Origin of the sequence: Pseudomonas sp. 43(2021), from assembly GCF_017490805.1 — a bacterium.
In the GTDB taxonomy this organism is placed as follows: Bacteria; Pseudomonadota; Gammaproteobacteria; order Pseudomonadales; family Pseudomonadaceae; genus Aquipseudomonas.
In genome coordinates this window covers 177,822-199,717 of the sequence record NZ_JAFGYJ010000003.1, presented here as the reverse complement: position 1 = coordinate 199,717, position 21,896 = coordinate 177,822, and the positions used below count along the sequence as shown (strand labels likewise).

Below are 21,896 nucleotides of genomic sequence, written 5' to 3'. Positions count from 1 at the left end.
GCTCACTGCTGAGAACGTTGCCGCGACGCGCGAATTTAGTTGCGTGGTGCGGCCACCGTGATGCGGTAGGGCTCGAAGATGCGCGCCAGCTCGCCGCTGTCGCGCAGGGCGCGCAGCAGCGCCGCGAACGACTGCTCGCCGATGGGTGCCCCCGGGCGCAGCAAGGCGTAGTGGTGGTAGACCTGGTCAATGCGCTGCGAAGGCACCAACCGCTCCCGGCTGGCCGGGTTGCGCGCCAGGAAATCGCTGAGGTAGGAACGCGTGACCAGGGCAATATCGGCGCGGCCGGCCTGCACCATCAGCAGGTTGCTGTCGTGGGAGTAGGTCAGGGTCGCGTTGAAGGCCTTGCGCAGGTAGTCCGGGTCGGGATTGAAGCCGGCGAACGCATAGTGATAGCCGTTGAACAGCGCCAGGCGCTTGCCATGCAGGTCATCGAAGTAATGCGGGTCACGGCCATTGGCCTGCCGGGCAACGAACACTTCGGCGTCTTCCAGGCCCATGTCCACGGTCTGGTGGGCAATCTGCTGCCAACCCCATTGCGGGTTCTCGAAAATGGCCATGTCGGTGCGGCCTTGCTGGAAGTCACCGAAACGCCGCTGGATGGACGTGGGCACCAGAACGAAGCGGTAGTGCTGCTGCGCACGATTGAGCGCGTCGACCAGTTGCGGCAGCAGGCCGGTGTCGGCGCCCTGCTCCGGGCGCACGGTGTAGGGCGGGAAATGCGCCGCGCCAATCTTCACTTCGACGGTACCAGCCGCCCATGACGGCACCGCCAGCCAGAACACAGCCAGCAGCATCAGGGAAGACAAGGCCTTGAGGCCGGGCGCTGGAGTCAAGACGGACACTCATCACGGTTCATGCCTGGGTCCGCCTAAGCTAGGCGTTTTCCGGGCCGGATACAACTGCCGGTTATGTGGCCCTTTGTGCCAAAGCCGCGGGCAAATTGCCAGGGGGTGCCGGATGCCCGGAGTTTGGCTACGCTCTAGCAGGATCTGCAAGGGAGCCTGGTATGGGCCATTGGTTGGTGATCGACCTGGAAGCCACCACCGACGATGGTGGGTGGCCGGTCACAGAGATGGAAGTCATTGAAATCGGCGCAAGCCTGGTTACCCGCGAAGGCCGCGAGGTCGACCACTTCCAGCGCTTCGTCAAGCCTCGGCGGCGGCCGCAGTTGACCCCGTTCTGCCGCGAGCTGACCCACATCAGCCAGGCCAGCGTGGACAGTGCCGCATCGTTCCGCGAGGTGTGGGCAAGCTTCGAGCGCTGGCTCGGGCACCACCGTGGGCAGCTTCAGGCCTGGGTCAGCTGGGGCGACTACGACCGCCAGCAGCTGCATCAGGAATGGCAGCAGCATGGGCTGGACAGCCTGCTGCGGACCCTGCCGCACATCAACCTCAAGCAACGCTTCGCCAAGGCTCGCCACCTGCAGCGCCCCACCGGCCTGAACGGTGCCCTGCAGCTGGCCGGCATGCACTTTTGCGGGCAGCAGCACCGGGCTCTGGAAGATGCGCGCAATACCGCGCGACTGCTGCCGTTGAGCCTGCCTGCGGGGGCTACCTGAAAGCAGATGACGGGGCCCGTGGGCTTGGGCATACTGGCCAGCCCTTTTCATCCCCCCTTTTCAGGAGTCGCCCATGTTCCAGGTCAACGAGTACTTCAACGGCACCGTCAAGTCGATCGCATTCGCGGGCGAAGAAGGCCCGGCCACTGTCGGTGTGATGGCCCCGGGCGAATACGAGTTCGGCACTGCCAAGCGCGAGATCATGCACGTGGTTTCGGGTGCGCTGACCGTGAAACTGCCAGGTAGCGACAACTGGGAAACCTTCAAGGCGGGCGACAAGTTCAACGTGCCGGCGGACAGCAAGTTCCAGTTGCAGGTGAAGGTGGATACCGCTTACCTGTGCGAGTACCGCGACTAAGCGTCAGCCTGGTCCGGCCTCTTCGCGGGTAAACCCGCTCCCACAGGTACTGCACAGTTTTCAGATCCTGTGGTGAACCTGTGGGAGCGGGCTCACCCGCGAAGAACCCGGCACTAACCCTTCAGGAATGCTGCAACCTTCTCAGCCGCCGCCTGCAAATGCTGCTCGTGGCTGAACCCCGAGGCCTTAAGCGGCTTCAGGTCATGGTCCCCCGCCACTAGCCAGCTCACCTCGATCGCCGGCGACAACGCATACCCTGCCACCGCCTCGCGGTTACCCAGCGCATCCCGCTCGCCCTGCACGATCAAGGTCGGCGTCTTCAATTCGGCCAGGTGCTCGACCCGTGGCTTCTCCGGTTTGCCCACCGCATAGAACGGATAGCCCAGGCACACCAGTGCATCAGCCCCCAACTCATCGGCCAGCAGGCTGGCCATGCGCCCGCCCATGGACTTGCCACCCACCGCCAGCTTGCCCGTGACCAAAGGTCGCACCTGCCGGTACACCTCGCGCCAGCACTCCAGCAACACCTTCTGTGGGTTCGGCGGCCGCTTGCCGCCGGTAACCCGGCGCTCGGCCATGTACGGGAACTCGAAGCGCACTACCGCCACCCCAAGCGCCGCAAGCCTTTGCGCCATTTCGTCCATGAACCCGCTGTCCATCGGTGCACCTGCGCCATGGGCCAGGATCAGGCAACCCTTGTAGCCGTCCTGGCCCTGAACGTGCGGAGGATCGCAGCGCAAGCCTGGGACATTTCCGACCTTCGCCCATTGATCCCCGTCAATACCGGCACTTTGCCCATTAATCATGCTTGCCTCGCTGTAAAGCCTGCCAAATAACCGTGGATGGGAACCCATACATGAACACAACCAGCAGTACCGCCTATAACTACAAGGTGGTCCGCCAATTCGCCATCATGACGGTGGTGTGGGGAATCGTCGGGATGGGGCTCGGCGTCTTCATCGCCGCCCAGCTCGCCTGGCCTTCCCTCAACTTCGACCTCCCCTGGACCAGCTTCGGCCGCCTGCGTCCCCTGCATACCAATGCGGTGATCTTCGCCTTTGGCGGCTGTGCGCTGTTCGCCACCTCCTATTATTCGGTGCAACGCACCTGCCAGACCACCCTGTTTGCACCAGGCCTGGCCGCGTTCACCTTCTGGGGCTGGCAACTGGTGATCCTGCTGGCGGCCATCAGCCTGCCGCTGGGCTACACCAGCTCCAAGGAATACGCCGAACTGGAATGGCCGATCGACATCCTGATCACCATCGTCTGGGTGAGCTACGCCATCGTGTTCTTCGGCACGCTGATGAAACGCAACACCAAGCACATCTATGTCGGTAACTGGTTCTTCGGCGCCTTCATCCTCACCGTGGCGATGCTGCACGTCGTCAACAACCTGGAACTGCCGGTCAGCCTGACCAAGTCCTACTCGGTCTATGCCGGCGCTACCGATGCCATGGTGCAGTGGTGGTATGGCCACAACGCGGTGGGCTTCTTCCTGACCGCGGGCTTCCTGGGGATGATGTACTACTACGTGCCCAAGCAGGCCGAACGCCCGGTTTATTCCTATCGCCTGTCGATCGTGCACTTCTGGGCGCTGATCACCCTGTACATCTGGGCCGGTCCGCACCACCTGCACTACACCGCCCTGCCTGACTGGGCCCAGTCGCTGGGCATGGTGATGTCGCTGATCCTGCTGGCACCCAGCTGGGGCGGCATGATCAACGGCATGATGACCCTGTCCGGTGCCTGGCACAAACTGCGCAGCGACCCGATCCTGCGTTTCCTGGTGGTGTCGCTGGCGTTCTACGGCATGTCCACCTTCGAAGGCCCGATGATGGCCATCAAGACGGTCAACGCCCTGTCCCACTACACCGACTGGACCATCGGCCACGTGCACGCCGGCGCCCTCGGCTGGGTGGCGATGATCTCGATCGGCGCGCTGTACCACACCATCCCGAAAGTGTTCGGCAAAGAGCGCATGTACAGCATCGGCCTGATCAACGCGCACTTCTGGCTGGCCACCATCGGCACCGTGCTGTACATCGCCTCGATGTGGGTCAACGGTATCGCCCAGGGCCTGATGTGGCGCGCGGTCAACAGTGACGGCACGCTCACCTACTCGTTCGTGGAAACCCTGGTGGCCAGCCACCCAGGCTTCATCGTGCGCTTCGTCGGTGGTGCGATCTTCCTCAGCGGCATGTTCCTGATGGCCTGGAACACCTGGCGCACCGTGCGTTCGCCGGCGCTCGATATCGCCCCTGCGAACGCCCAGCTGGCTTGAGGAGACCTGCCTGATGAAACATGAAGTCATCGAGAAAAACGTCGGCCTGCTGGCCCTGCTGATGGTGTTTGCCGTCAGTATCGGCGGCCTGACCCAGATCGTCCCGCTGTTCTTCCAGGACGTCACCAACAAACCGGTGGAAGGCATGAAGCCCTACACCGCACTGCAACTGGAAGGCCGCGACATCTACATCCGCGAAGGCTGCGTAGGCTGCCACTCGCAGATGATCCGCCCGTTCCGCGCCGAAACCGAGCGCTATGGCCACTACTCGGTGGCCGGTGAAAGCGTGTGGGACCACCCGTTCCTGTGGGGTTCCAAGCGCACCGGGCCGGACCTGGCCCGGGTCGGTGGCCGTTACTCGGACGACTGGCACCGTGCGCACCTGTACAACCCGCGCAACGTGGTCCCGGAGTCGAAGATGCCGTCGTACCCGTGGCTGGTCGCCCAGCAGGTCGACAATAGCCACACCGACACCAAGATGCGCACCCTGCGCAGCCTGGGCGTGCCCTACACCGACGCCGACATCGCCGGGGCCCGCGACGCGGTCAAGGGCAAGACCGAGATGGACGCCCTGGTGGCCTACCTGCAGGTGCTCGGCACCGCGATCAAGAACAAGAGGTGAGTGCGATGGAAATGGACATCGGCATGATCCGCGGCCTGGGTACCCTGGTGGTGATGATCGCCTTCATCGGCCTCACCCTGTGGGTATTCAACCGCCGCCGCGACCATGATTTCGCCGAAGCGCGCCTGCTGCCCTTCGTCGACGACCGCCTGCCCTCTGCCGGACAGGAACCTGCTGCAAAAAGGAGTAACGGGCAATGACCACCTTCTGGAGTACGTACATCTGCGTACTGACCATCGGTAGCCTGATTGGCCTGACCTGGCTGTTGCTCGCCACCCGCAAGGGCCAGAGCAACACCACCGACCAGACCATGGGCCACAGCTTCGACGGCATCGAGGAATACGACAACCCGCTGCCCAAGTGGTGGTTCTGGCTGTTCGTCGGCACCCTGGTGTTCTCGGTCGGCTACCTGATCCTCTACCCGGGCCTGGGCAACTGGAAGGGCATCCTGCCAGGCTATGAAAACGGCTGGACCGGCGCCAACGAATGGCAGAAGGAAATGGACAAGGCCGACGCAAAATTCGGCCCGATCTTCGCCAAGTATGCTGCCATGCCCGTGGAAGAAGTGGCCAAGGACCCGCAGGCGCTGAAAATGGGCAGCCGCCTGTTTGCCTCCAACTGCTCGGTATGCCACGGCTCGGACGCCAAGGGTGCCTACGGCTTCCCCAACCTCACCGACAAGGACTGGCGCTGGGGCGGCGAGGCGGAAACCATCAAGGCTTCCATCATGAACGGCCGCCACGGCGTGATGCCGGCCTGGGCCGAAGTGATCGGCGAGCAGGGCGTGGCGGATGTGGCCGCGTTCGTGCTCACCGACCTCGCTGGCCGCACCCTACCGGAAGGGGTCAAGGCCGACCCGGCCAAAGGCAAGGAGATCTTCGCCGGCAACTGCGTGGCCTGCCACGGGCCTGAAGGCAAGGGCACTCCGGCCATGGGTGCGCCAGACCTGACCCACCCGCAGGCGTTCATCTACGGTTCGAGCTTTGCCCAGTTGCAACAGACCATCCGCTATGGTCGCCAGGGGCAGATGCCGGCGCAGGCCGAGATCCAGGGCAACGACAAGGTGCACCTGCTGGCGGCGTATGTGTATAGCCTGTCGCAGGATCAAGCTTCGCCAGACCTGACAGCCAAGTAACACCCATTCGCGGCGGTTCGGCGTCCCGACTCGCCCGCTCCCACAGGTCAACCACAGATTTCAAGTATTGTGGTGAACCTGTGGGAGCGGGCAAGCCCGCGAAGGGCTGCAAAGCAGCCCCTCTCCCTGCTCTACCCCTCCTTGCACCCCCTCCGAACAGAACTAAGCTTGTTGCCTCAGTGGGCCTCGCTCCGAAAGGACCGAAGCAGACGCGGCGCGTAGCCTGTTGCCGTCCCGATAAAAAGCTTGACCGATCGATCAGAAAAAGACGAAAAACGGTACACATTACAAATATTTATTTGTGTACAATCGCCAGAACCCGATTACTGCGGGACATCAGTGAACGGGCTCGGGCACGGGTCGGCGTACCAAAGTTGCGTTGCGGTAACCCCAGTGGTTATCAATACTGGCGCCGATTTTTCGACCAACAAGAACATCAAAACCGTGGAACCTTAGCAATGAGCACAGCAATCAGTCCGACTGCTTATAACTATAAGGTCGTCCGCCAGTTCGCCATCATGACGGTGGTCTGGGGGATCCTTGGCATGGGCCTCGGCGTCTTCATCGCCTCGCAGCTGGTATGGCCGCAACTGAACCTGGACCTGCCCTGGACCAGCTTCGGCCGCCTGCGCCCGCTGCACACCAACCTGGTGATCTTCGCCTTCGGGGGCTGTGCGCTGTTCGGCACCAGCTACTACGTGGTGCAGCGCACCTGCCAGACCCGGCTGATCTCCGACAGCATGGCCGCCTTCACCTTCTGGGGTTGGCAGGCGGTGATCGTCGGCGCGCTGATCACCCTGCCGATGGGCTACACCACCACCAAGGAATACGCCGAGCTCGAGTGGCCGCTGGCGATCCTGCTGGCCATCGTCTGGGTCACCTACGGGCTGGTGTTCTTCGGCACCATCGTCAAGCGCAAGACCAAGCACATCTATGTCGGCAACTGGTTCTACGGCGCCTTCATCGTGGTTACCGCGATGCTGCACATCGTCAACCACATCTCGCTGCCGGTAAGCCTGTTCAAGTCGTACTCGGCCTACTCCGGCGCTACCGACGCGATGATCCAGTGGTGGTACGGCCACAACGCCGTGGGCTTCTTCCTCACCACCGGCTTCCTGGGGATGATGTACTACTTCGTACCCAAGCAGGCCGAACGCCCGATCTACTCGTATCGCCTGTCGATCGTGCACTTCTGGGCACTGATCACCCTGTACATCTGGGCCGGCCCGCACCACCTGCACTACACCGCCCTGCCTGACTGGGCACAGTCGCTGGGCATGGTGATGTCGATCATCCTGCTGGCACCCAGCTGGGGCGGCATGATCAACGGCATGATGACCCTGTCCGGTGCCTGGCACAAACTGCGCACCGACCCGATCCTGCGCTTCCTGGTGGTGTCGCTGGCGTTCTACGGCATGTCCACCTTCGAAGGCCCGATGATGGCCATCAAGACCGTGAACTCGCTGTCGCACTACACCGACTGGACCATCGGCCACGTCCACGCCGGCGCCCTCGGCTGGGTGGCGATGATCTCGATCGGCGCCGTGTACCACATGATCCCGAAACTCTACGGTCGCGAGCAGATGCACAGCATCGGCCTGATCAACGCGCACTTCTGGCTGGCCACCATCGGCACTGTGCTGTACATCGCCTCGATGTGGGTAAACGGCATCACCCAAGGCCTGATGTGGCGCGCCATCAACGATGACGGCACCCTCACCTACTCCTTCGTCGAAGCCCTGCAGGCAAGCCACCCTGGCTATATCGTCCGCGCCCTGGGCGGTGCGTTCTTCGCCACCGGCATGCTGCTGATGGCCTACAACGTGTTCCGTACCGTACGTGCCGCCAACCCGGCACAGGCTGAGGAAGCCGCCAAGATCGTCGTCGTGGGAGCGCACTGATGAAGCATGAAGCCGTCGAGAAGAACATAGGCCTGCTGGCCTTCTTCATGGTCATCGCCGTGAGCGTCGGTGGCCTGACCCAGATCGTCCCGCTGTTTTTCCAGGACGTCACCAACAAACCCGTGGAAGGCATGAAGCCGCGCACCGCGCTGGAACTGGAAGGCCGCGATATCTACATCCGCGAAGGCTGCGTGGGCTGCCACTCGCAGATGGTCCGCCCGTTCCGCGCCGAAACCGAGCGCTATGGCCACTACTCGGTGGCCGGTGAAAGCGTGTGGGACCACCCGTTCCTGTGGGGCTCCAAGCGCACCGGGCCGGACCTGGCCCGGGTCGGTGGCCGCTACTCCGATGACTGGCACCGTGCACACCTGTACAACCCGCGCAACGTGGTACCGGAATCGAAGATGCCGTCGTACCCATGGCTGGTCGAGCACAAGCTCGACGGCAAGGACACCGCGAAGAAGATGGAAGTACTGCGCACCCTCGGCGTGCCGTACACCGACGCCGACATCGCCGGGGCCCGCGACGCGGTCAAGGGCAAGACCGAAATGGACGCCATCGTCGCGTACCTGCAGGGTCTTGGCACCATCATCAAGAGCAAACGGTGACGCTGATGGATATCGGGATGATTCGCGGCCTGGGCACCGTCGTGGTGATGGTGGCTTTCGTGGGCCTGGCGCTGTGGGTGTTCAACCCACGGCGTAAAAAGGACTTCGACGAAGCCACCCAACTGCCCTTCGCGGATGACCCCGAGGCCTGCCGCCACGTCGAGCAAGAGCACGCAAAAGCTTCTGGGAGCAAAAAACAATGACAACCTTCTGGAGTCTGTACGTTACCGTCCTGACCCTGGGCACCATCTTCTCGTTGACCTGGCTGCTGCTGTCGACCCGCAAGGGCCAGCGCGAAGAGGTCACCGACGAAACCGTCGGGCATGCCTTCGATGGCATCGAGGAGTACGACAACCCGCTGCCGAAATGGTGGTTCTGGCTGTTCGTCGGCACCATCGTCTTCGCCCTCGGCTACCTGGTGCTGTACCCGGGCCTGGGCAACTGGAAAGGCATCCTGCCGGGCTACTCGTACCTGGATAACGACAAGCAGACCGAGTTCTCCAACGGCCAGCCGGGCTGGACCGGCGTGCACGAGTGGGAAAAGGAAATGGCCAAGGCCGACGCCCGCTTCGGGCCGATCTTCGCCAAGTTCGCGGCCATGCCCATCACTGAGGTGGCCAAGGACCCGCAGGCCCTGAAGATGGGCGCGCGGCTGTTCGCTTCCAACTGCTCGGTGTGCCACGGCTCCGACGCCAAGGGTGCCTTCGGCTTCCCTAACCTCACCGACAACGACTGGCGCTGGGGCGGCGAGCCGGACACCATCAAGACCACCATCATGGGCGGCCGCCACGGCGTGATGCCGGCCTGGGCCGAGGTGATCGGTGACCAGGGCGTGGCCGACGTGGCCGCGTTCGTGGTCAGCAAGCTCGATGGCCGTACCCTGCCAGAAGGCGTGAAGGCCGATGCCGAGAACGGGCAGAAGATCTTCGCCGCCAACTGCGTGGCCTGCCACGGGCCCGAGGGCAAGGGTACGCCGGCCATGGGCGCGCCAAACCTGACCCACCCGCAGGCGTTCATCTACGGTTCGAGCTTTGCACAACTGCAGCAGACCATCCGTTATGGCCGCCAGGGGCAGATGCCAGCCCAGGAGCAGTTGCAGGGGAATGACAAGGTGCACCTGCTGGCGGCGTATGTTTACAGCCTGTCGCAGCAGGCCGAACCGGCCAAGGCCGAGTAAGGCAGGCCCGGCCTCTTCGCGGGTAAACCCGCTCCCACAGGCACTGCGCTCGCGTCAGAATCTGTGCGGTCCCTGTGGGAGCGGGTTCACCCGCGAAGAGGCCGGTACTGAAAACACATTTGTTGCAGGCTCCATGACCTGGATCAATTGACACCTGCCATAACACGATTCGTACCACGAACCCAACGCGACTAAAGGTCGCAGTGCAGCCCCATACCGCCATCAGCGGCGTATCATGGGCCGCAGAGCGCTAGCAGATTGCGCGAGACTGCGGCCGGCACGCACTGGCTGCGGCGTTTCTCCACTGCCGTGGGACTTGATGATGAGCAAGCAAATTCCGGTACATGACGTCACCCCGCCTGCCAACAAAGGGAAGGATTCCGTCGACCTCTACGCCTCCCGGGAAAAGATCTACACCCGTGCCTTCACCGGCCTGTTCCGACGCCTGCGCATGGTCGGCGGGGCAGTGCTGTTCCTGCTGTACTTCGGCACCGTGTGGCTGAACTGGGGCGGCCACCAGGCCGTGTGGTGGAACCTGCCCGAGCGCAAGTTCTACATCTTCGGCGCCACCATCTGGCCGCAAGACTTCATTCTGCTTTCAGGCATCCTCATCGTTGCTGCCTTCGGCCTGTTCTTCATCACCGTGTTCGCCGGCCGGGTGTGGTGCGGCTACACCTGCCCGCAAAGCGTGTGGACATGGATTTTCATGTGGTGCGAAAAGGTCACCGAGGGCGACCGCAACCAGCGCATGAAGCTCGACAAAGCCCCCATGAGCGGCAACAAGTTCCTGCGCAAGTTCGCCAAGCACAGCCTGTGGCTGCTGATCGGTTTCGTCACCGGCATGACCTTCGTCGGCTATTTCTCGCCGATCCGTGAACTGGCCACCGAATTCTTTACCGGTCAGGCCGACGGCTGGGCCTACTTCTGGGTCGGCTTCTTCACCCTCGCCACCTACGGCAACGCCGGCTGGCTGCGCGAGCAGGTGTGCGTGTACATGTGCCCCTATGCGCGCTTCCAGAGCGTGATGTTCGACAAGGACACGCTGATCGTTTCCTACGACCCGCGCCGTGGCGAAACCCGCGGCCCGCGCAAAAAGGACCTGGACTACAAGGCTGCGGGCCTGGGCGACTGCATCGACTGCACCATGTGCGTGCAGGTCTGCCCCACCGGCATCGACATCCGTGACGGCCTGCAGATCGAGTGCATCGGCTGCGCCGCGTGCATCGACGCCTGTGACAACATCATGGACAAGATGAACTACCCCAAAGGGCTGATCAGCTACACCACCGAACACAACCTGTCCGGGCAGAAGACCCACCTGCTGCGCCCGCGGCTGATCGGTTACGCCGTGGTACTGCTGGTGATGATGGTCGGCCTGGCCACCGCCTTCGCCACCCGTTCGCTGGTCGGTTTCGACGTCAGCAAGGACCGTGTGCTGTACCGCGAGAACGCCCAGGGGCGGATCGAGAACGTGTACAGCCTGAAGGTGATGAACAAGGACCAGCGTGACCACGTCTACGTGCTGGACGCCACTGGCCTGCCGGACCTGAAGCTTGAAGGCCAGCGCGAGATCCGCGTGGACGCTGGTGATATCGTCAGCCTGCCGGTGCAACTGTCGGTCGCGCCCGAGAAACTGCCGTCGACCACCAACGAAATCACCTTCATCCTCAAGAGCGCCGATGACAGCGACGCCCAGGTTGAAGCCAAGAGCCGTTTCATCGGCCCACAGATCCGCTAAGAGAGATAACCACCAATGCCTGCCACCGCCGCCAGCCCCTGGTACAAGCACCTCTGGCCCTGGATCATCATCGGTATCCTCGCCACCTCGGTGTGCCTGAGCCTGACCATGGTCAGCATCGCCGTGCACAACCCGGACAACCTGGTGAACGACAACTACTACGAGGCCGGCAAGGGCATCAACCGCTCGCTGGACCGAGAACTGCTGGCACAGAACCTGGGCCTGAAGGCCGGCGTGCACCTGGACGAGCTGACCGGCGAAGTGGACGTGCGCCTGGCCGGCAACAGCGACCCGCAGAGCCTGGAGCTGAACCTGATTTCGCCGACCCAGCCGGAGAAAGACCGCAAGGTGCTGCTGAGCAGGGTCGAGGCAGGGCGCTATGTGGGGCAACTGGAGGACAAGGTCGACGGGCGCCGTTTCGTTGAGCTGCTGGGTAGCGAAGGTGGCCAGGTTTGGCGCTTGTTCGAGGAAGAAAAGGTGGAGCATGGTGTGACCTTGCAGCTGGGTGATGAAGCGCTCCAGGGGGCCGAGCACCGATAAACGCACCTCCGCCGCTCCTTGTGGGAGCGGGTTTACCCGCGAAGGCGTCAGACCTGAAAGCATCATCGCCGGATCTGACGCTTTCGCGGGTGAACCCGCTCCCACAGGCACCGTGCCCAACCAGCCGATTTGTGTAAGGCAAATGATGTGATGACCCAGCCCACCCCCTGCTACCACTGCGCCCTGCCCGTCCCCGCTGGCAGCCGCTTCACCGCTGTGGTCCTTGGTGAGCCCCGGCAGTTCTGCTGCCCCGGCTGCCAGGCGGTGGCCGAATCGATCGTTGCCGGTGGCCTGGAGCACTACTACCAGCACCGCAGCGACAACAGCGCCAACCCCGAGGCCCTGCCCAATCAGCTACAGGACGAACTGGCCCTCTACGACCGCAGCGACGTACAGCAAACCTTCGTGCGCCATGCCGGCGATCTGGCCGAAGCTACCCTGCTGGTCGAAGGCATCAGCTGCGCCGCCTGCGGCTGGCTGATCGAAAAGCACCTGCGCAACCTGCCCGGTGTTGCCGAAGCACGCCTGAACCTGTCCAACCACCGCCTGTTGCTGAACTGGGATGACAAGCTACTGCCACTCTCGCGCCTGCTCGCCGAGCTGCGCCAGATCGGCTACGCCGCCCACCCCTACCAGCCCGACCAGGCCACCGAGCAACTGGCCCGCGAGAACCGCAGCGCCCTGCGCCGCCTGGGCGTGGCCGGGCTGCTGTGGTTTCAGGCGATGATGGCAACCATGGCCACCTGGCCGGAATTCAACATCGACCTGTCGCCCGAACTGCACACCATCCTGCGCTGGGTGGCGCTGTTCCTCACCATCCCCATCGTGTTCTACAGCTGCGCACCGTTCTTCAAGGGCGCGGCACGCGACCTGCGCACCCGCCACCTGACCATGGACGTTTCGGTGTCGCTAGCCATTGGCCTGGCCTTCGGCGCGGGCATCTGGACCGCCATCACCGGCAGCGGCGAGCTGTATTTCGACACCGTGGGCATGTTTGCGCTGTTCCTGCTCACTGGCCGCTACCTGGAGCGCCGCGCCCGCGAACGCACCGCCGCGGCCACTGCGCAGCTGGTCAACCTGCTGCCGGCCTCGTGCTTGCGCCTGGACTCCCACGGCCGCAGCGAGCGCATCCTGCTCAGCGAACTGCAGTGCGGTGACACGGTACAGGTGCTGCCAGGCGCAGTAATCCCCGCCGACGGGCGCATCGTCGAAGGCCGCTCCAGCGTCGATGAATCGCTGCTGACCGGTGAATACCTGCCGCAACCACGCCGAGTCGGCGAGCGGGTTACCGGCGGCACCCTGAATGTCGAAAGCACCCTGAACGTGGAAGTGGAAGCCCTCGGCCACGACTCGCGGTTGTCGGCCATTGTCCGCCTGCTGGAACGCGCCCAGACCGAGAAACCACGCCTGGCCGAAATCGCCGACCGGGCCTCGCAGTGGTTCCTGCTGTTCTCGCTGCTGGCCGCCGCAGCCATCGGCCTGTGGTGGTGGCACCTGGACCCGGCGCGGGCGTTCTGGATCGTACTGGCCATGCTGGTAGCGACCTGCCCTTGCGCGCTGTCCCTGGCCACGCCAACGGCGCTTACTGCTGCCACCGGCACCTTGCACAAGCTCGGCCTGCTGGTGACCCGCGGCCATGTGCTGGAAGGCCTGAACCAGATCGACACGGTGATTTTCGACAAGACCGGCACCCTGACCGAAGGCCGCCTGACCTTGCGCAGCATCCGCCCGCTCGGCAGCCTGCCCGCCGACCGCTGCCTGGCCTTGGCCGTGGCGCTGGAAAACCGCTCCGAACACCCCATCGCCCGTGCCTTCGGCCGCACCGCCACGCCTGCTGACGATGTGCAGAGCGTACCTGGCCTGGGCCTGGAAGGGCTGGTCGAAGGCCAGCAACTGCGCATTGGCCAGGCCACCTTCGTCTGTGCCCTGAGCGGCGCGGAAATCCCCAGTGTGCCGGAGCCACGCGGACAGTGGCTGCTGCTGGGCGACCGCCAGGGCCCGCTGGCCTGGTTTGGCCTGGACGACCGCCTGCGCGACGATGCCCCTGCCCTGCTGGCAGCCTGCAAGGCCCGTGGCTGGCGCACGCTGCTGCTGTCCGGCGACAGCTCGCCGATGGTTGCCGAAGTGGCCGCACAGCTGGGCATCGACCAGGCCATCGGCGGCCTGCGCCCGGACGACAAACTGGACCGGCTGAAGGCGCTGCAGGCAGCCGGGCACAAGGTGCTGATGCTGGGCGACGGGGTCAACGACGTGCCGGTGCTGGCCGCCGCCGACATCAGCATCGCCATGGGCAGCGCCACCGACCTGGCCAAGACCAGCGCCGACGCCGTGCTGCTGTCCAACCGCCTGCAGGCGCTGGTACAGGCCTTCGAACTGGCCCGCCGCACCCGCCGCAACATCCTCGAGAACCTGCTGTGGGCGACCCTGTATAATGGCCTGATGTTGCCGTTTGCCGCGCTCGGCTGGATCACCCCGGTATGGGCAGCCATCGGCATGTCGGTCAGTTCACTGATCGTGGTGCTCAACGCCCTGCGCCTGACCCGCCTGCCCTTGGCATCGGGCTTGCCAACGAATGAAGCGCCCCTGCCTGGGAGGAAGTCACCATGCCCGCCCTCTACGTCATGATCCCCGCAGCCCTGCTGCTGGTCGGCGTGGCCGTGTACATCTTCTTCTGGGCGGTGGACAGTGGCCAGTACGACGACCTGGAAAGCCCGGCCCACAGCATCCTGTTCGACGACCAGGACCCGCGCCACCAGGCGGCGGTGAAGCCTGACGACAGCCAGGCCGACACCGACAAGGAACCCCCACCCCGTGCCTGACCTGCTGCCCCTGCTGGGCTCGGCGATGATCCTCGGCCTGCTCGGCGGCGGCCACTGCCTGGGCATGTGCGGCGGCCTGATGGGCGCGCTGACCCTTGCCATCCCACCCGAACAGCGTGGCCGGCGTTTGCGCCTGCTGCTGGCTTACAACCTTGGGCGCATTCTCAGTTATGCCTGTGCCGGCCTGCTGCTGGGCCTGGCCGGCTGGGCCGTGGCCAGCAGCCCGGCGGCGCTGGCACTGCGGGTGGTGGCGGCGCTGCTGTTGATCGCCATGGGGCTGTACCTGGCCGGCTGGTGGAGCGGGCTGACCCGCATCGAGGCGCTGGGCCGGGGGTTGTGGCGGCATATCCAGCCAGTGGCGTCGCGCTTGCTGCCAGTGTCCAGCCTGCCCCGCGCGTTGCTGCTGGGGTCGCTGTGGGGCTGGCTGCCATGCGGCCTGGTGTACAGCACCTTGCTGTGGGCAGCCAGCCAAGGCAATGCCGGGTACAGCGCGGCGCTGATGCTGGCGTTCGGCGTAGGGACCTGGCCGGTGCTGCTGGCTACCGGATTAGCCGCGGAGCGGGTAAACATTTTGTTGAAAAGACGCAGTGTGCGGGTGGCTGGCGGGGTGCTGGTGATGCTGTTTGGTATCTGGACCATGCCTGGACCGCACCAGCATTGGTTGATGGGGCATTGATCGGGGCCGCTTTGCGACCCTTCGCGGGCAAGCCCACGAAGGGCTGCAGAGCAGCCCCAATGCCCTTGATACAAATCAACACAGATTCCTACAGACGGCCATAGACTCCGGGGCACTGCTGCTCTTTCCGGGGACCGCCCTCATGCTCGACGACCTACGTTGGGATACCGACCTGATCCGCCGCTACGACCTGGCCGGACCACGCTACACCTCTTACCCGACCGCCGTGCAACTGCACAGCGAAGTGGGCTCGTTCGACCTGCTCCACGCCCTGCGCGAGAGCCGTCGAGCCGTGCGCCCGCTGTCGCTGTACGTGCACGTGCCGTTCTGCGCCAACATCTGCTACTACTGCGCCTGCAACAAGGTCATCACCAAGGACCGCGGCCGCGCCGCGCCCTACCTGCAGCGCCTGGAGCAGGAAATCCAGCTGATCGCCTGCCACCTCGCCCCTAAACAACGTGTTGAACAGCTGCATTTCGGCGGCGGCACACCGACCTTCCTCAGCCATGTGGAACTGCGTCAGCTGATGGCCACCCTGCGCCAGCACTTCCATCTGCTGGACGACGATTCCGGCGACTACGGCATCGAGATCGACCCGCGCGAGGCCGACTGGTCGACCATGGGCCTGCTCCGCGAGCTGGGCTTCAACCGCGTCAGCCTGGGCGTGCAGGACCTCGACCCGGCCGTGCAGCGCGCGGTCAACCGCCTGCAGAGCCTGGAGCAGACCCGCACCCTGATCGAAGCCGCGCGCACCCTGCAGTTCCGCTCGATCAACCTCGACCTGATCTACGGCCTGCCCAAGCAAACTCCGGAAGGCTTTGCCCGCACCGTCGAAGAAGTGATCCGCCTGCAACCCGACCGCCTGTCTGTGTTCAACTACGCCCACCTGCCCGAGCGTTTCATGCCGCAACGGCGCATCGACAGCAATGACCTGCCCAGCGCGGCCGCCAAGCTGGAGATGCTGCACGCCACCATCGACCAACTGACCGCAGCCGGCTACCGCTACATCGGCATGGACCACTTCGCCCTGCCCGACGACGAGCTGGCCATCGCCCAGGAGGAAGGCACCCTGCAGCGCAACTTCCAGGGCTACACCACCCATGGGCACTGCGACCTGATCGGCCTGGGCGTGTCGGCCATCAGCCAGATCGGTGACTTGTACTGCCAGAACAGCAGCGACCTCAACACCTATCAGGACAGCTTGTCCAACGCCCAGCTGGCCACCCAGCGCGGCCTGCTGTGCAACCACGACGACCGCATACGCCGCGCGGTGATCCAGCAGCTGATCTGCCATTTCGAGCTGGATTTCGAGCCGATCGAACAGGCCTTCACCATCGATTTTCGCGGCTACTTCAACGACCTCTGGCCGGAACTGCTGACCTTGCAGCGCGACGGCCTGATCCGCCTGGACGACAAGGGCATCCGCATCCTGCCGGCCGGCCGCCTGCTGGCGCGCTCGGTGTGCATGGTGTTCGACGCCTACCTGGCAATGCACAACCGCCAGCGCTTTTCGCGGGTGATCTGAAACCGAGTCGTTCAACCGCATGGACAAGTTTCCTTGCCAGGCACACCATGGGCACAGCGAAGGCCCCGGCGCGCACCCGCCGCGGCCAGTCCAGCTCGCACCACAGCAGCGCACGCTGGCCTACAACCTACGCCGTGAGTTACCCTTACGTCTTATGTGTGCTTTCCCACAAGGATCGAATGAAAATGTCCGAGCCAGTCAAACTGCGCCCACACAACCAGGCCCATTGCAAGGACTGCAGCCTGGCCCCCCTGTGCCTGCCTCTGTCACTGAACCTGGAAGACATGGATGCACTGGACGAAATCGTCAAGCGTGGGCGGCCGCTGAAAAAAGGCGAGTTCCTGTTCCGCCAGGGTGACAATTTCGGCTCGGTCTACGCGGTACGTTCCGGCGCCCTGAAAACCTTCAGCCTCAGCGACAGCGGCGAAGAACAGATTACCGGCTTCCACCTGCCCAGCGAGCTGGTCGGCCTGTCGGGCATGGATACCGAGGCTTACCCGGTATCGGCCCAGGCCCAGGAAACCACCTCGGTGTGCGAAATTCCGTTCGAGCGCCTCGACGAGCTGTCGGTGCAACTGCCGCAGCTTCGCCGCCAGCTGATGCGGGTAATGAGCCGGGAAATCCGCGACGACCAGCAAATGATGCTGCTGCTGTCGAAAAAGACCGCCGACGAGCGTATTGCCACTTTCCTGGTCAACCTGTCGGCGCGCTTCCGCGCCCGCGGCTATTCGGCCAACCAGTTCCGCCTGAGCATGTCGCGCAACGAAATCGGCAACTACCTGGGCCTGGCGGTGGAAACCGTGTCGCGGGTGTTCACCCGCTTCCAGCAGAACGGCCTGATCCGTGCCGAAGGCAAGGAAGTGCACATCCTCGACCCGATCCAGCTATGCGCGCTGGCCGGTGGTGCAATCGAGGCCTGAAGCCGGCGTTTAGCGGGTATACTTGGGCATTCGTTTTTCCAGGATACCCGCAACAATGCACAGCGACGCCTTCGACCTCAAAGCCCTGATCCGCCCGGTAGTGGACTTCCCCAAACCCGGCGTGATCTTCCGCGACATCACCCCGCTGTTCCAGTCGCCGCGCGGGCTGCGCTATGTGGCCGACCAGTTCATCGAGCGCTATGTCGAAGCCGAGTTCAGCCACATCGGTGCCATGGATGCGCGGGGCTTTCTGATTGGCTCGATCATCGCCCACCAGCTGAACAAACCACTGATCCTGTTCCGCAAACAGGGCAAGCTGCCGGCCGACGTGCTGAGCGAGGGTTACCAGACCGAGTACGGCGAAGCCTTCCTGGAAGTGCATGCCGACAGCCTGTGCGAAGGGGATTCGGTGTTGATCTTCGATGATTTGATTGCTACTGGCGGTACGCTGCTGGCAGCGGCCAACCTGGTGCGTCGGACCGGGGCGCAGGTGTTCGAGGCGGCGGCGATCATCGATCTGCCAGAACTGGACGGCTCGCGCCGTTTGCAGGCGGCGGGTGTGCCGACCTTCTGCCTGACCGAGTTTTCGCTCAGCGAGTACTGAGTTTGATTTTGGGGCTGCTTTGCAGCCCCGGCAATTCTGAATCAGAGCGAAATCGGCCGCCGCCCCGCAAAGGCATGGGCCAAGGTCCCACCATCCACCAGCTCCAGCTCGCCGCCCAGCGGTACGCCATGGGCAATCCGCGACGCCACCAGGCCCTTCTCGCTCAGCAACTGGGCAATGTAATGCGCCGTCGCCTCCCCTTCCACCGTCGGGTTGGTCGCCAGGATCACCTCGGTGAAGGTGCCCTGTTCCTCGATACGCGCCATCAGCTGCGGAATCCCGATCGCCTCCGGCCCCAGGCCATCCAGCGGTGACAAATGGCCCTTGAGCACGAAGTAGCGGCCACGGTAGCCGGTCTGCTCCACCGCATACACGTCGGTCGGCCCTTCGACCACACACAACTGGGTATCGTCACGGCGCGTGTCGGCGCATTGCGGGCAAAGCTCCTGCTCGGTCAGGGTGCGGCACTGACGGCAATGCCCAACTCCTTCCATGGCCTGGGTCAAGGCCTGGGCCAGGCGCAGGCCGCCACTGCGGTCACGCTCGAGCAGTTGCAGGGCCATGCGCTGGGCGGTTTTCTGGCCGACACCCGGGAGAATACGCAGGGCATCGATCAGTTGGCGGATGAGAGGGCTGAAGCTCATGGGAAAGGCCTGACAAACAAATAAGAGGCGGTTTATACCCAGCGGGGGGCAATGGCGTCAAATCGGCCCCGCGACCTGTGCGGCCCGCCTTGTTTGTGGGAGCAGCCTTGTGTCGCGAAAGGGGCGCGCAGCGGCCCCGGGATTTCAGCTTCGCAGCGTGAATTGCCGGGGCTGCTGCGCAGCCCTTTCGCGACACAAGGTCGCTCCCACAAAAAACAGACCGCACCAGGGTTGAAATCTCACCAACAAAAAAACCGCCGCTGTTGTCAGCGGCGGTTTTCGGTAACGCAAATGCCCTTAGAACGGCATCTTGAAGCCCGGCGGCAGCTGCATGCCAGCGGTCATGCTACCCATCTTGTCCTGGCTGTTCTGCTCGACCTTGCGCACAGCGTCGTTCAGCGCGGCGGCGATCAGGTCTTCCAGCACTTCCTTGTCGTCTTCATCAGTCGACATCAGGCTCTGGTCGATACTGACACGCTTGACGTCGTGACGACCGGTCATCACCACGCTCACCAGACCGCCACCGGACTGGCCGGTGACTTCGGCGTTGGCCAGCTCTTCCTGCATCTTCTGCATCTTTTCCTGCATCTGCTGGGCCTGCTTCATCAGGCCGGCCATGCCACCTTTCATCATGGGGGTATACCTCGATTGGGTCATGTGATGCGGCCCGGCACCGGGCCGGCCGCATGGTTATCCGTTACTGGCCCTGATTCACCAGGGCTTCTACAGGCTCAATAGTATCCTGCCGCACCTTGGCGCCGAACAACTTGATCATCTGCTGGATCAACGGATCCTGTTCGATCGAGTTGACTGCGTCCTGCTGGCGCTCGGCACGCTTGCGCGCCGCTGCCTGGGCCGGGGTTTCCTGCTCGGGCAGGATCAGTTCGATACGCAGGTTCAGCGTGCGCCCCAGGTGCTGGTTGAGCGCTTCGTTCAGGCGCCGCTGCTGGGTGGCGTTGAACAGCGCACCCTGGCCAGGGTCCAGGTGCAGTAACCAGTCGTCGCCATCAGCGGCGATCAACGTACAGTTTGCCGCGATGTTGCCTGTCATCCCGGACACAGGCAACTGTGGGAATAATTCCAGCCATTGCAGGGCCAGGCCGGTGGCTGGCTTGGCTGCTGGCAGCGGCTCGGCTGCCGGCCTGGGTGCTTCTTCCTGGACGTGCTCGGCCAGTTCGTCCAGGTAGCTGAAGCCGACCGGGTCGCTCTCGCCGCCGTAATAGTCTTCGTCCAGTGGCGGCTCATCGTCGCGGTCCATGCCCACGGCGGCATAGGCGGACGGGTCGAAGGGCGGCTCGTCGTCGTGTGCCGGGGCGGCAGGCGCCGGCGCCAGCGCAGGGGGCGGTGCAGGAGCCGGCGCAGGCTCGGCCACTACCGGTGCGGGCGCTGGTGCGGGCTCTTCCCATGGCAGGTCAACCGCCTCTGCCACGGGCTCTGGTTCGGGTTCTGGCTCAGGTTCACAAACCGGGGCAGGCTCAGCCGCCACCACAGGCTCTACAACCGGCTGTGGCGCTGGCTCGACCGGTGCGGGCGCCTGCACTTGTGGCGCGGCAGCCGGTGCAACAGGCTCCACGACAGCAGCAGCCGGCGGCGCCACGGCAACCGCCGGCGCTGCCACCGGTGTTGCAGGATCAGCTGTGGCCTGGCTGATCCCCGCTGGCTTTAGTACCGGCTTCGGCGCATCGTCGGTGTCGGCCGGGCGGAACGCCAGCATGCGCAGCAGGACCATTTCGAAACCGCCACGCGGGTCCGGCGCCAAGGGTAGGTCACGGCGGCCGATCAGGCCCATCTGGTAATAGAACTGCACATCCTCGGCCGGCAGTGCCGAGGCCAGCGCCAGCACTCGCTCACGGTCGCCCTGGCCGTTGTCCACCGCTTCCGGCAGCGCCTGGGCAATCGCCACGCGGTGCAGCACATTGAGCATCTCGGCCAGCACGCCAGCCCAGTCCGGCCCCTGCTCGGCCAGGTTGCGCACGGCCTCCAGCAAGGCCCGGGCATCGCCTTCGAGCAGCGCCTGCAGCACACCGTAGACCTGGCCATGGTCGAGGCTGCCAAGCATGGCCCGCACATCGGCGGCCAGCACCTTGCCTTCGCCAAAGGCGATGGCCTGGTCGGTCAGGCTCATCGCGTCACGCATCGAGCCATCGGCCGCGCGGCCCAGCAGCCACAGGGCGTCCGGCTCGAACGGCACATTCTCGGCGGCCAGTACATGGCTGAGGTGTTCGACCACCCGCTCCGGGCTCATGTTCTTCAGCGAGAACTGCAAGCAGCGCGACAGGATGGTGGCCGGCAGTTTCTGCGGGTCGGTGGTGGCAAGGATGAACTTGACGTAGGGTGGAGGCTCTTCCAGCGTCTTGAGCAAGGCGTTGAACGAGTGAGTCGAGAGCATGTGCACTTCGTCGATCAGGTAGACCTTGAAGCGCCCACGGCTCGGGGCGTACTGCACGTTATCGAGCAGTTCACGGGTGTCCTCGACCTTGGTGCGGCTGGCGGCGTCGATCTCGATCAGGTCGACGAAACGGCCTTCGTCGATCTCCCGGCACACCGAACAGGTTCCACAGGGCGTGGAGGTGATACCGGTTTCGCAGTTCAGGCACTTGGCGATGATACGCGCAATGGTGGTCTTGCCCACGCCCCGGGTACCGGTGAACAGGTAGGCATGGTGCAGGCGCTGATTGTCCAAGGCGTTGATCAAGGCCTTGAGCACATGGGCCTGGCCGACCATTTCGCGGAACGAGCGCGGACGCCATTTACGTGCAAGAACCTGATAACTCATCGAAAAACCAT

23 protein-coding genes are annotated in these 21,896 nt (G+C 64.1%); 18 read left to right on the top strand and 5 right to left on the bottom strand.

What is annotated here, in order from left to right; genetic code table 11:
* Positions 1 to 35: 35 nt before the first annotated feature.
* Positions 36 to 836: a transporter substrate-binding domain-containing protein gene (locus J5M71_RS03975; RefSeq protein WP_207830034.1), complete on the bottom strand. Its 801-nt coding sequence runs from the start codon at positions 834 to 836 to the stop codon at positions 36 to 38.
* Positions 837 to 1,009: 173 nt separating this feature from the next.
* Between J5M71_RS03975 and J5M71_RS03970 the strand changes: the two genes are divergently transcribed.
* Together J5M71_RS03970 and J5M71_RS03965 are read left to right on the top strand one after the other, a co-directional pair.
* Positions 1,010 to 1,561 carry an exonuclease domain-containing protein gene (locus J5M71_RS03970; protein ID WP_207830033.1) on the top strand — a complete coding sequence of 184 codons (552 nt, stop codon included), beginning with the start codon at positions 1,010 to 1,012 and terminating at the stop codon, positions 1,559 to 1,561.
* A gap of 73 nt (positions 1,562 to 1,634) precedes the next feature.
* Positions 1,635 to 1,919 (top strand): pyrimidine/purine nucleoside phosphorylase, encoded by a 285-nt coding sequence (locus tag J5M71_RS03965; RefSeq protein ID WP_003259920.1) that lies wholly within the window; start codon positions 1,635 to 1,637, stop codon positions 1,917 to 1,919.
* Positions 1,920 to 2,032: 113 nt separating this feature from the next.
* Here the strand turns inward: J5M71_RS03965 and J5M71_RS03960 are convergent, their stop codons facing one another.
* Positions 2,033 to 2,725 carry an alpha/beta family hydrolase gene (locus J5M71_RS03960; RefSeq protein WP_243434064.1) on the bottom strand — a complete coding sequence of 231 codons (693 nt, stop codon included), beginning with the start codon at positions 2,723 to 2,725 and terminating at the stop codon, positions 2,033 to 2,035.
* 50 nt (positions 2,726 to 2,775) lie between these two features.
* Between J5M71_RS03960 and ccoN (J5M71_RS03955) the strand changes: the two genes are divergently transcribed.
* From ccoN (J5M71_RS03955) to J5M71_RS03880, 16 genes are all read left to right on the top strand, one after another.
* Positions 2,776 to 4,200 carry a cytochrome-c oxidase, cbb3-type subunit I gene (ccoN, locus tag J5M71_RS03955; RefSeq protein WP_207830031.1) on the top strand — a complete coding sequence of 475 codons (1,425 nt, stop codon included), beginning with the start codon at positions 2,776 to 2,778 and terminating at the stop codon, positions 4,198 to 4,200.
* 13 nt (positions 4,201 to 4,213) lie between these two features.
* Entirely contained in the window at positions 4,214 to 4,822 is a 609-nt protein-coding gene (gene ccoO, locus J5M71_RS03950; RefSeq protein ID WP_207830029.1) for a cytochrome-c oxidase, cbb3-type subunit II, read from the top strand.
* Positions 4,823 to 4,827: 5 nt separating this feature from the next.
* Complete coding sequence (locus tag J5M71_RS03945) at positions 4,828 to 5,022, top strand: CcoQ/FixQ family Cbb3-type cytochrome c oxidase assembly chaperone (protein ID WP_063912756.1); 195 nt, start codon at positions 4,828 to 4,830, stop codon at positions 5,020 to 5,022.
* On the top strand, positions 5,019 to 5,957 hold the full coding sequence (ccoP, locus tag J5M71_RS03940; protein WP_207830027.1) for a cytochrome-c oxidase, cbb3-type subunit III: 939 nt from the start codon (positions 5,019 to 5,021) through the stop codon (positions 5,955 to 5,957). The genes J5M71_RS03945 and ccoP (J5M71_RS03940) overlap by 4 nt, the downstream gene beginning before the upstream one ends.
* 458 nt (positions 5,958 to 6,415) lie before the next feature.
* A complete protein-coding gene (ccoN, locus tag J5M71_RS03935) occupies positions 6,416 to 7,858 on the top strand; it encodes a cytochrome-c oxidase, cbb3-type subunit I (protein ID WP_063912758.1) in 1,443 nt (480 codons plus the stop codon).
* A complete protein-coding gene (gene ccoO / locus J5M71_RS03930; protein WP_207830025.1) occupies positions 7,858 to 8,466 on the top strand; it encodes a cytochrome-c oxidase, cbb3-type subunit II in 609 nt (202 codons plus the stop codon). Before ccoN (J5M71_RS03935) ends, ccoO (J5M71_RS03930) begins: the two co-directional genes overlap by 1 nt.
* A 5-nt stretch (positions 8,467 to 8,471) precedes the next feature.
* On the top strand, positions 8,472 to 8,669 hold the full coding sequence (locus tag J5M71_RS03925; protein ID WP_015271138.1) for a CcoQ/FixQ family Cbb3-type cytochrome c oxidase assembly chaperone: 198 nt from the start codon (positions 8,472 to 8,474) through the stop codon (positions 8,667 to 8,669).
* A complete protein-coding gene (gene ccoP, locus J5M71_RS03920; protein ID WP_207830023.1) occupies positions 8,666 to 9,643 on the top strand; it encodes a cytochrome-c oxidase, cbb3-type subunit III in 978 nt (325 codons plus the stop codon). The genes J5M71_RS03925 and ccoP (J5M71_RS03920) overlap by 4 nt, the downstream gene beginning before the upstream one ends.
* A 322-nt stretch (positions 9,644 to 9,965) precedes the next feature.
* Positions 9,966 to 11,381, top strand: a complete 1,416-nt coding sequence (ccoG, locus tag J5M71_RS03915; protein ID WP_207830021.1) for a cytochrome c oxidase accessory protein CcoG — start codon at positions 9,966 to 9,968, stop codon at positions 11,379 to 11,381.
* Between the two features lie 15 nt (positions 11,382 to 11,396).
* On the top strand, positions 11,397 to 11,921 hold the full coding sequence (locus tag J5M71_RS03910; protein WP_207830018.1) for a FixH family protein: 525 nt from the start codon (positions 11,397 to 11,399) through the stop codon (positions 11,919 to 11,921).
* Between the two features lie 150 nt (positions 11,922 to 12,071).
* A complete protein-coding gene (locus tag J5M71_RS03905; protein WP_207830015.1) occupies positions 12,072 to 14,546 on the top strand; it encodes a heavy metal translocating P-type ATPase in 2,475 nt (824 codons plus the stop codon).
* Positions 14,525 to 14,740 (top strand): cbb3-type cytochrome oxidase assembly protein CcoS, encoded by a 216-nt coding sequence (gene ccoS, locus J5M71_RS03900; protein ID WP_087499884.1) that lies wholly within the window; start codon positions 14,525 to 14,527, stop codon positions 14,738 to 14,740. Before J5M71_RS03905 ends, ccoS begins: the two co-directional genes overlap by 22 nt.
* Positions 14,733 to 15,416: a sulfite exporter TauE/SafE family protein gene (locus J5M71_RS03895; protein ID WP_207830012.1), complete on the top strand. Its 684-nt coding sequence runs from the start codon at positions 14,733 to 14,735 to the stop codon at positions 15,414 to 15,416. The genes ccoS and J5M71_RS03895 overlap by 8 nt, the downstream gene beginning before the upstream one ends.
* Before the next feature lie 142 nt (positions 15,417 to 15,558).
* Positions 15,559 to 16,941: an oxygen-independent coproporphyrinogen III oxidase gene (gene hemN / locus J5M71_RS03890; protein WP_063912765.1), complete on the top strand. Its 1,383-nt coding sequence runs from the start codon at positions 15,559 to 15,561 to the stop codon at positions 16,939 to 16,941.
* 185 nt (positions 16,942 to 17,126) lie between these two features.
* Entirely contained in the window at positions 17,127 to 17,861 is a 735-nt protein-coding gene (fnrA, locus tag J5M71_RS03885) for a Crp/Fnr family transcriptional regulator FnrA (RefSeq protein WP_016711709.1), read from the top strand.
* A gap of 55 nt (positions 17,862 to 17,916) precedes the next feature.
* Complete coding sequence (locus J5M71_RS03880) at positions 17,917 to 18,465, top strand: adenine phosphoribosyltransferase (protein WP_009683910.1); 549 nt, start codon at positions 17,917 to 17,919, stop codon at positions 18,463 to 18,465.
* Positions 18,466 to 18,506: 41 nt separating this feature from the next.
* On the opposite strand, the gene recR is transcribed toward J5M71_RS03880, so the two are convergent.
* From recR to dnaX, 3 genes are all read right to left on the bottom strand, one after another.
* The gene (gene recR / locus J5M71_RS03875) at positions 18,507 to 19,109 is read right to left on the bottom strand and encodes a recombination mediator RecR (protein WP_003259670.1); all 603 of its coding nucleotides are present in this window, start codon (positions 19,107 to 19,109) and stop codon (positions 18,507 to 18,509) included.
* 297 nt (positions 19,110 to 19,406) lie between these two features.
* Complete coding sequence (locus J5M71_RS03870) at positions 19,407 to 19,742, bottom strand: YbaB/EbfC family nucleoid-associated protein (RefSeq protein WP_003259671.1); 336 nt, start codon at positions 19,740 to 19,742, stop codon at positions 19,407 to 19,409.
* Positions 19,743 to 19,806: 64 nt separating this feature from the next.
* On the bottom strand, positions 19,807 to 21,885 hold the full coding sequence (gene dnaX, locus J5M71_RS03865) for a DNA polymerase III subunit gamma/tau (protein ID WP_207830009.1): 2,079 nt from the start codon (positions 21,883 to 21,885) through the stop codon (positions 19,807 to 19,809).
* Positions 21,886 to 21,896 lie beyond the last annotated feature (11 nt).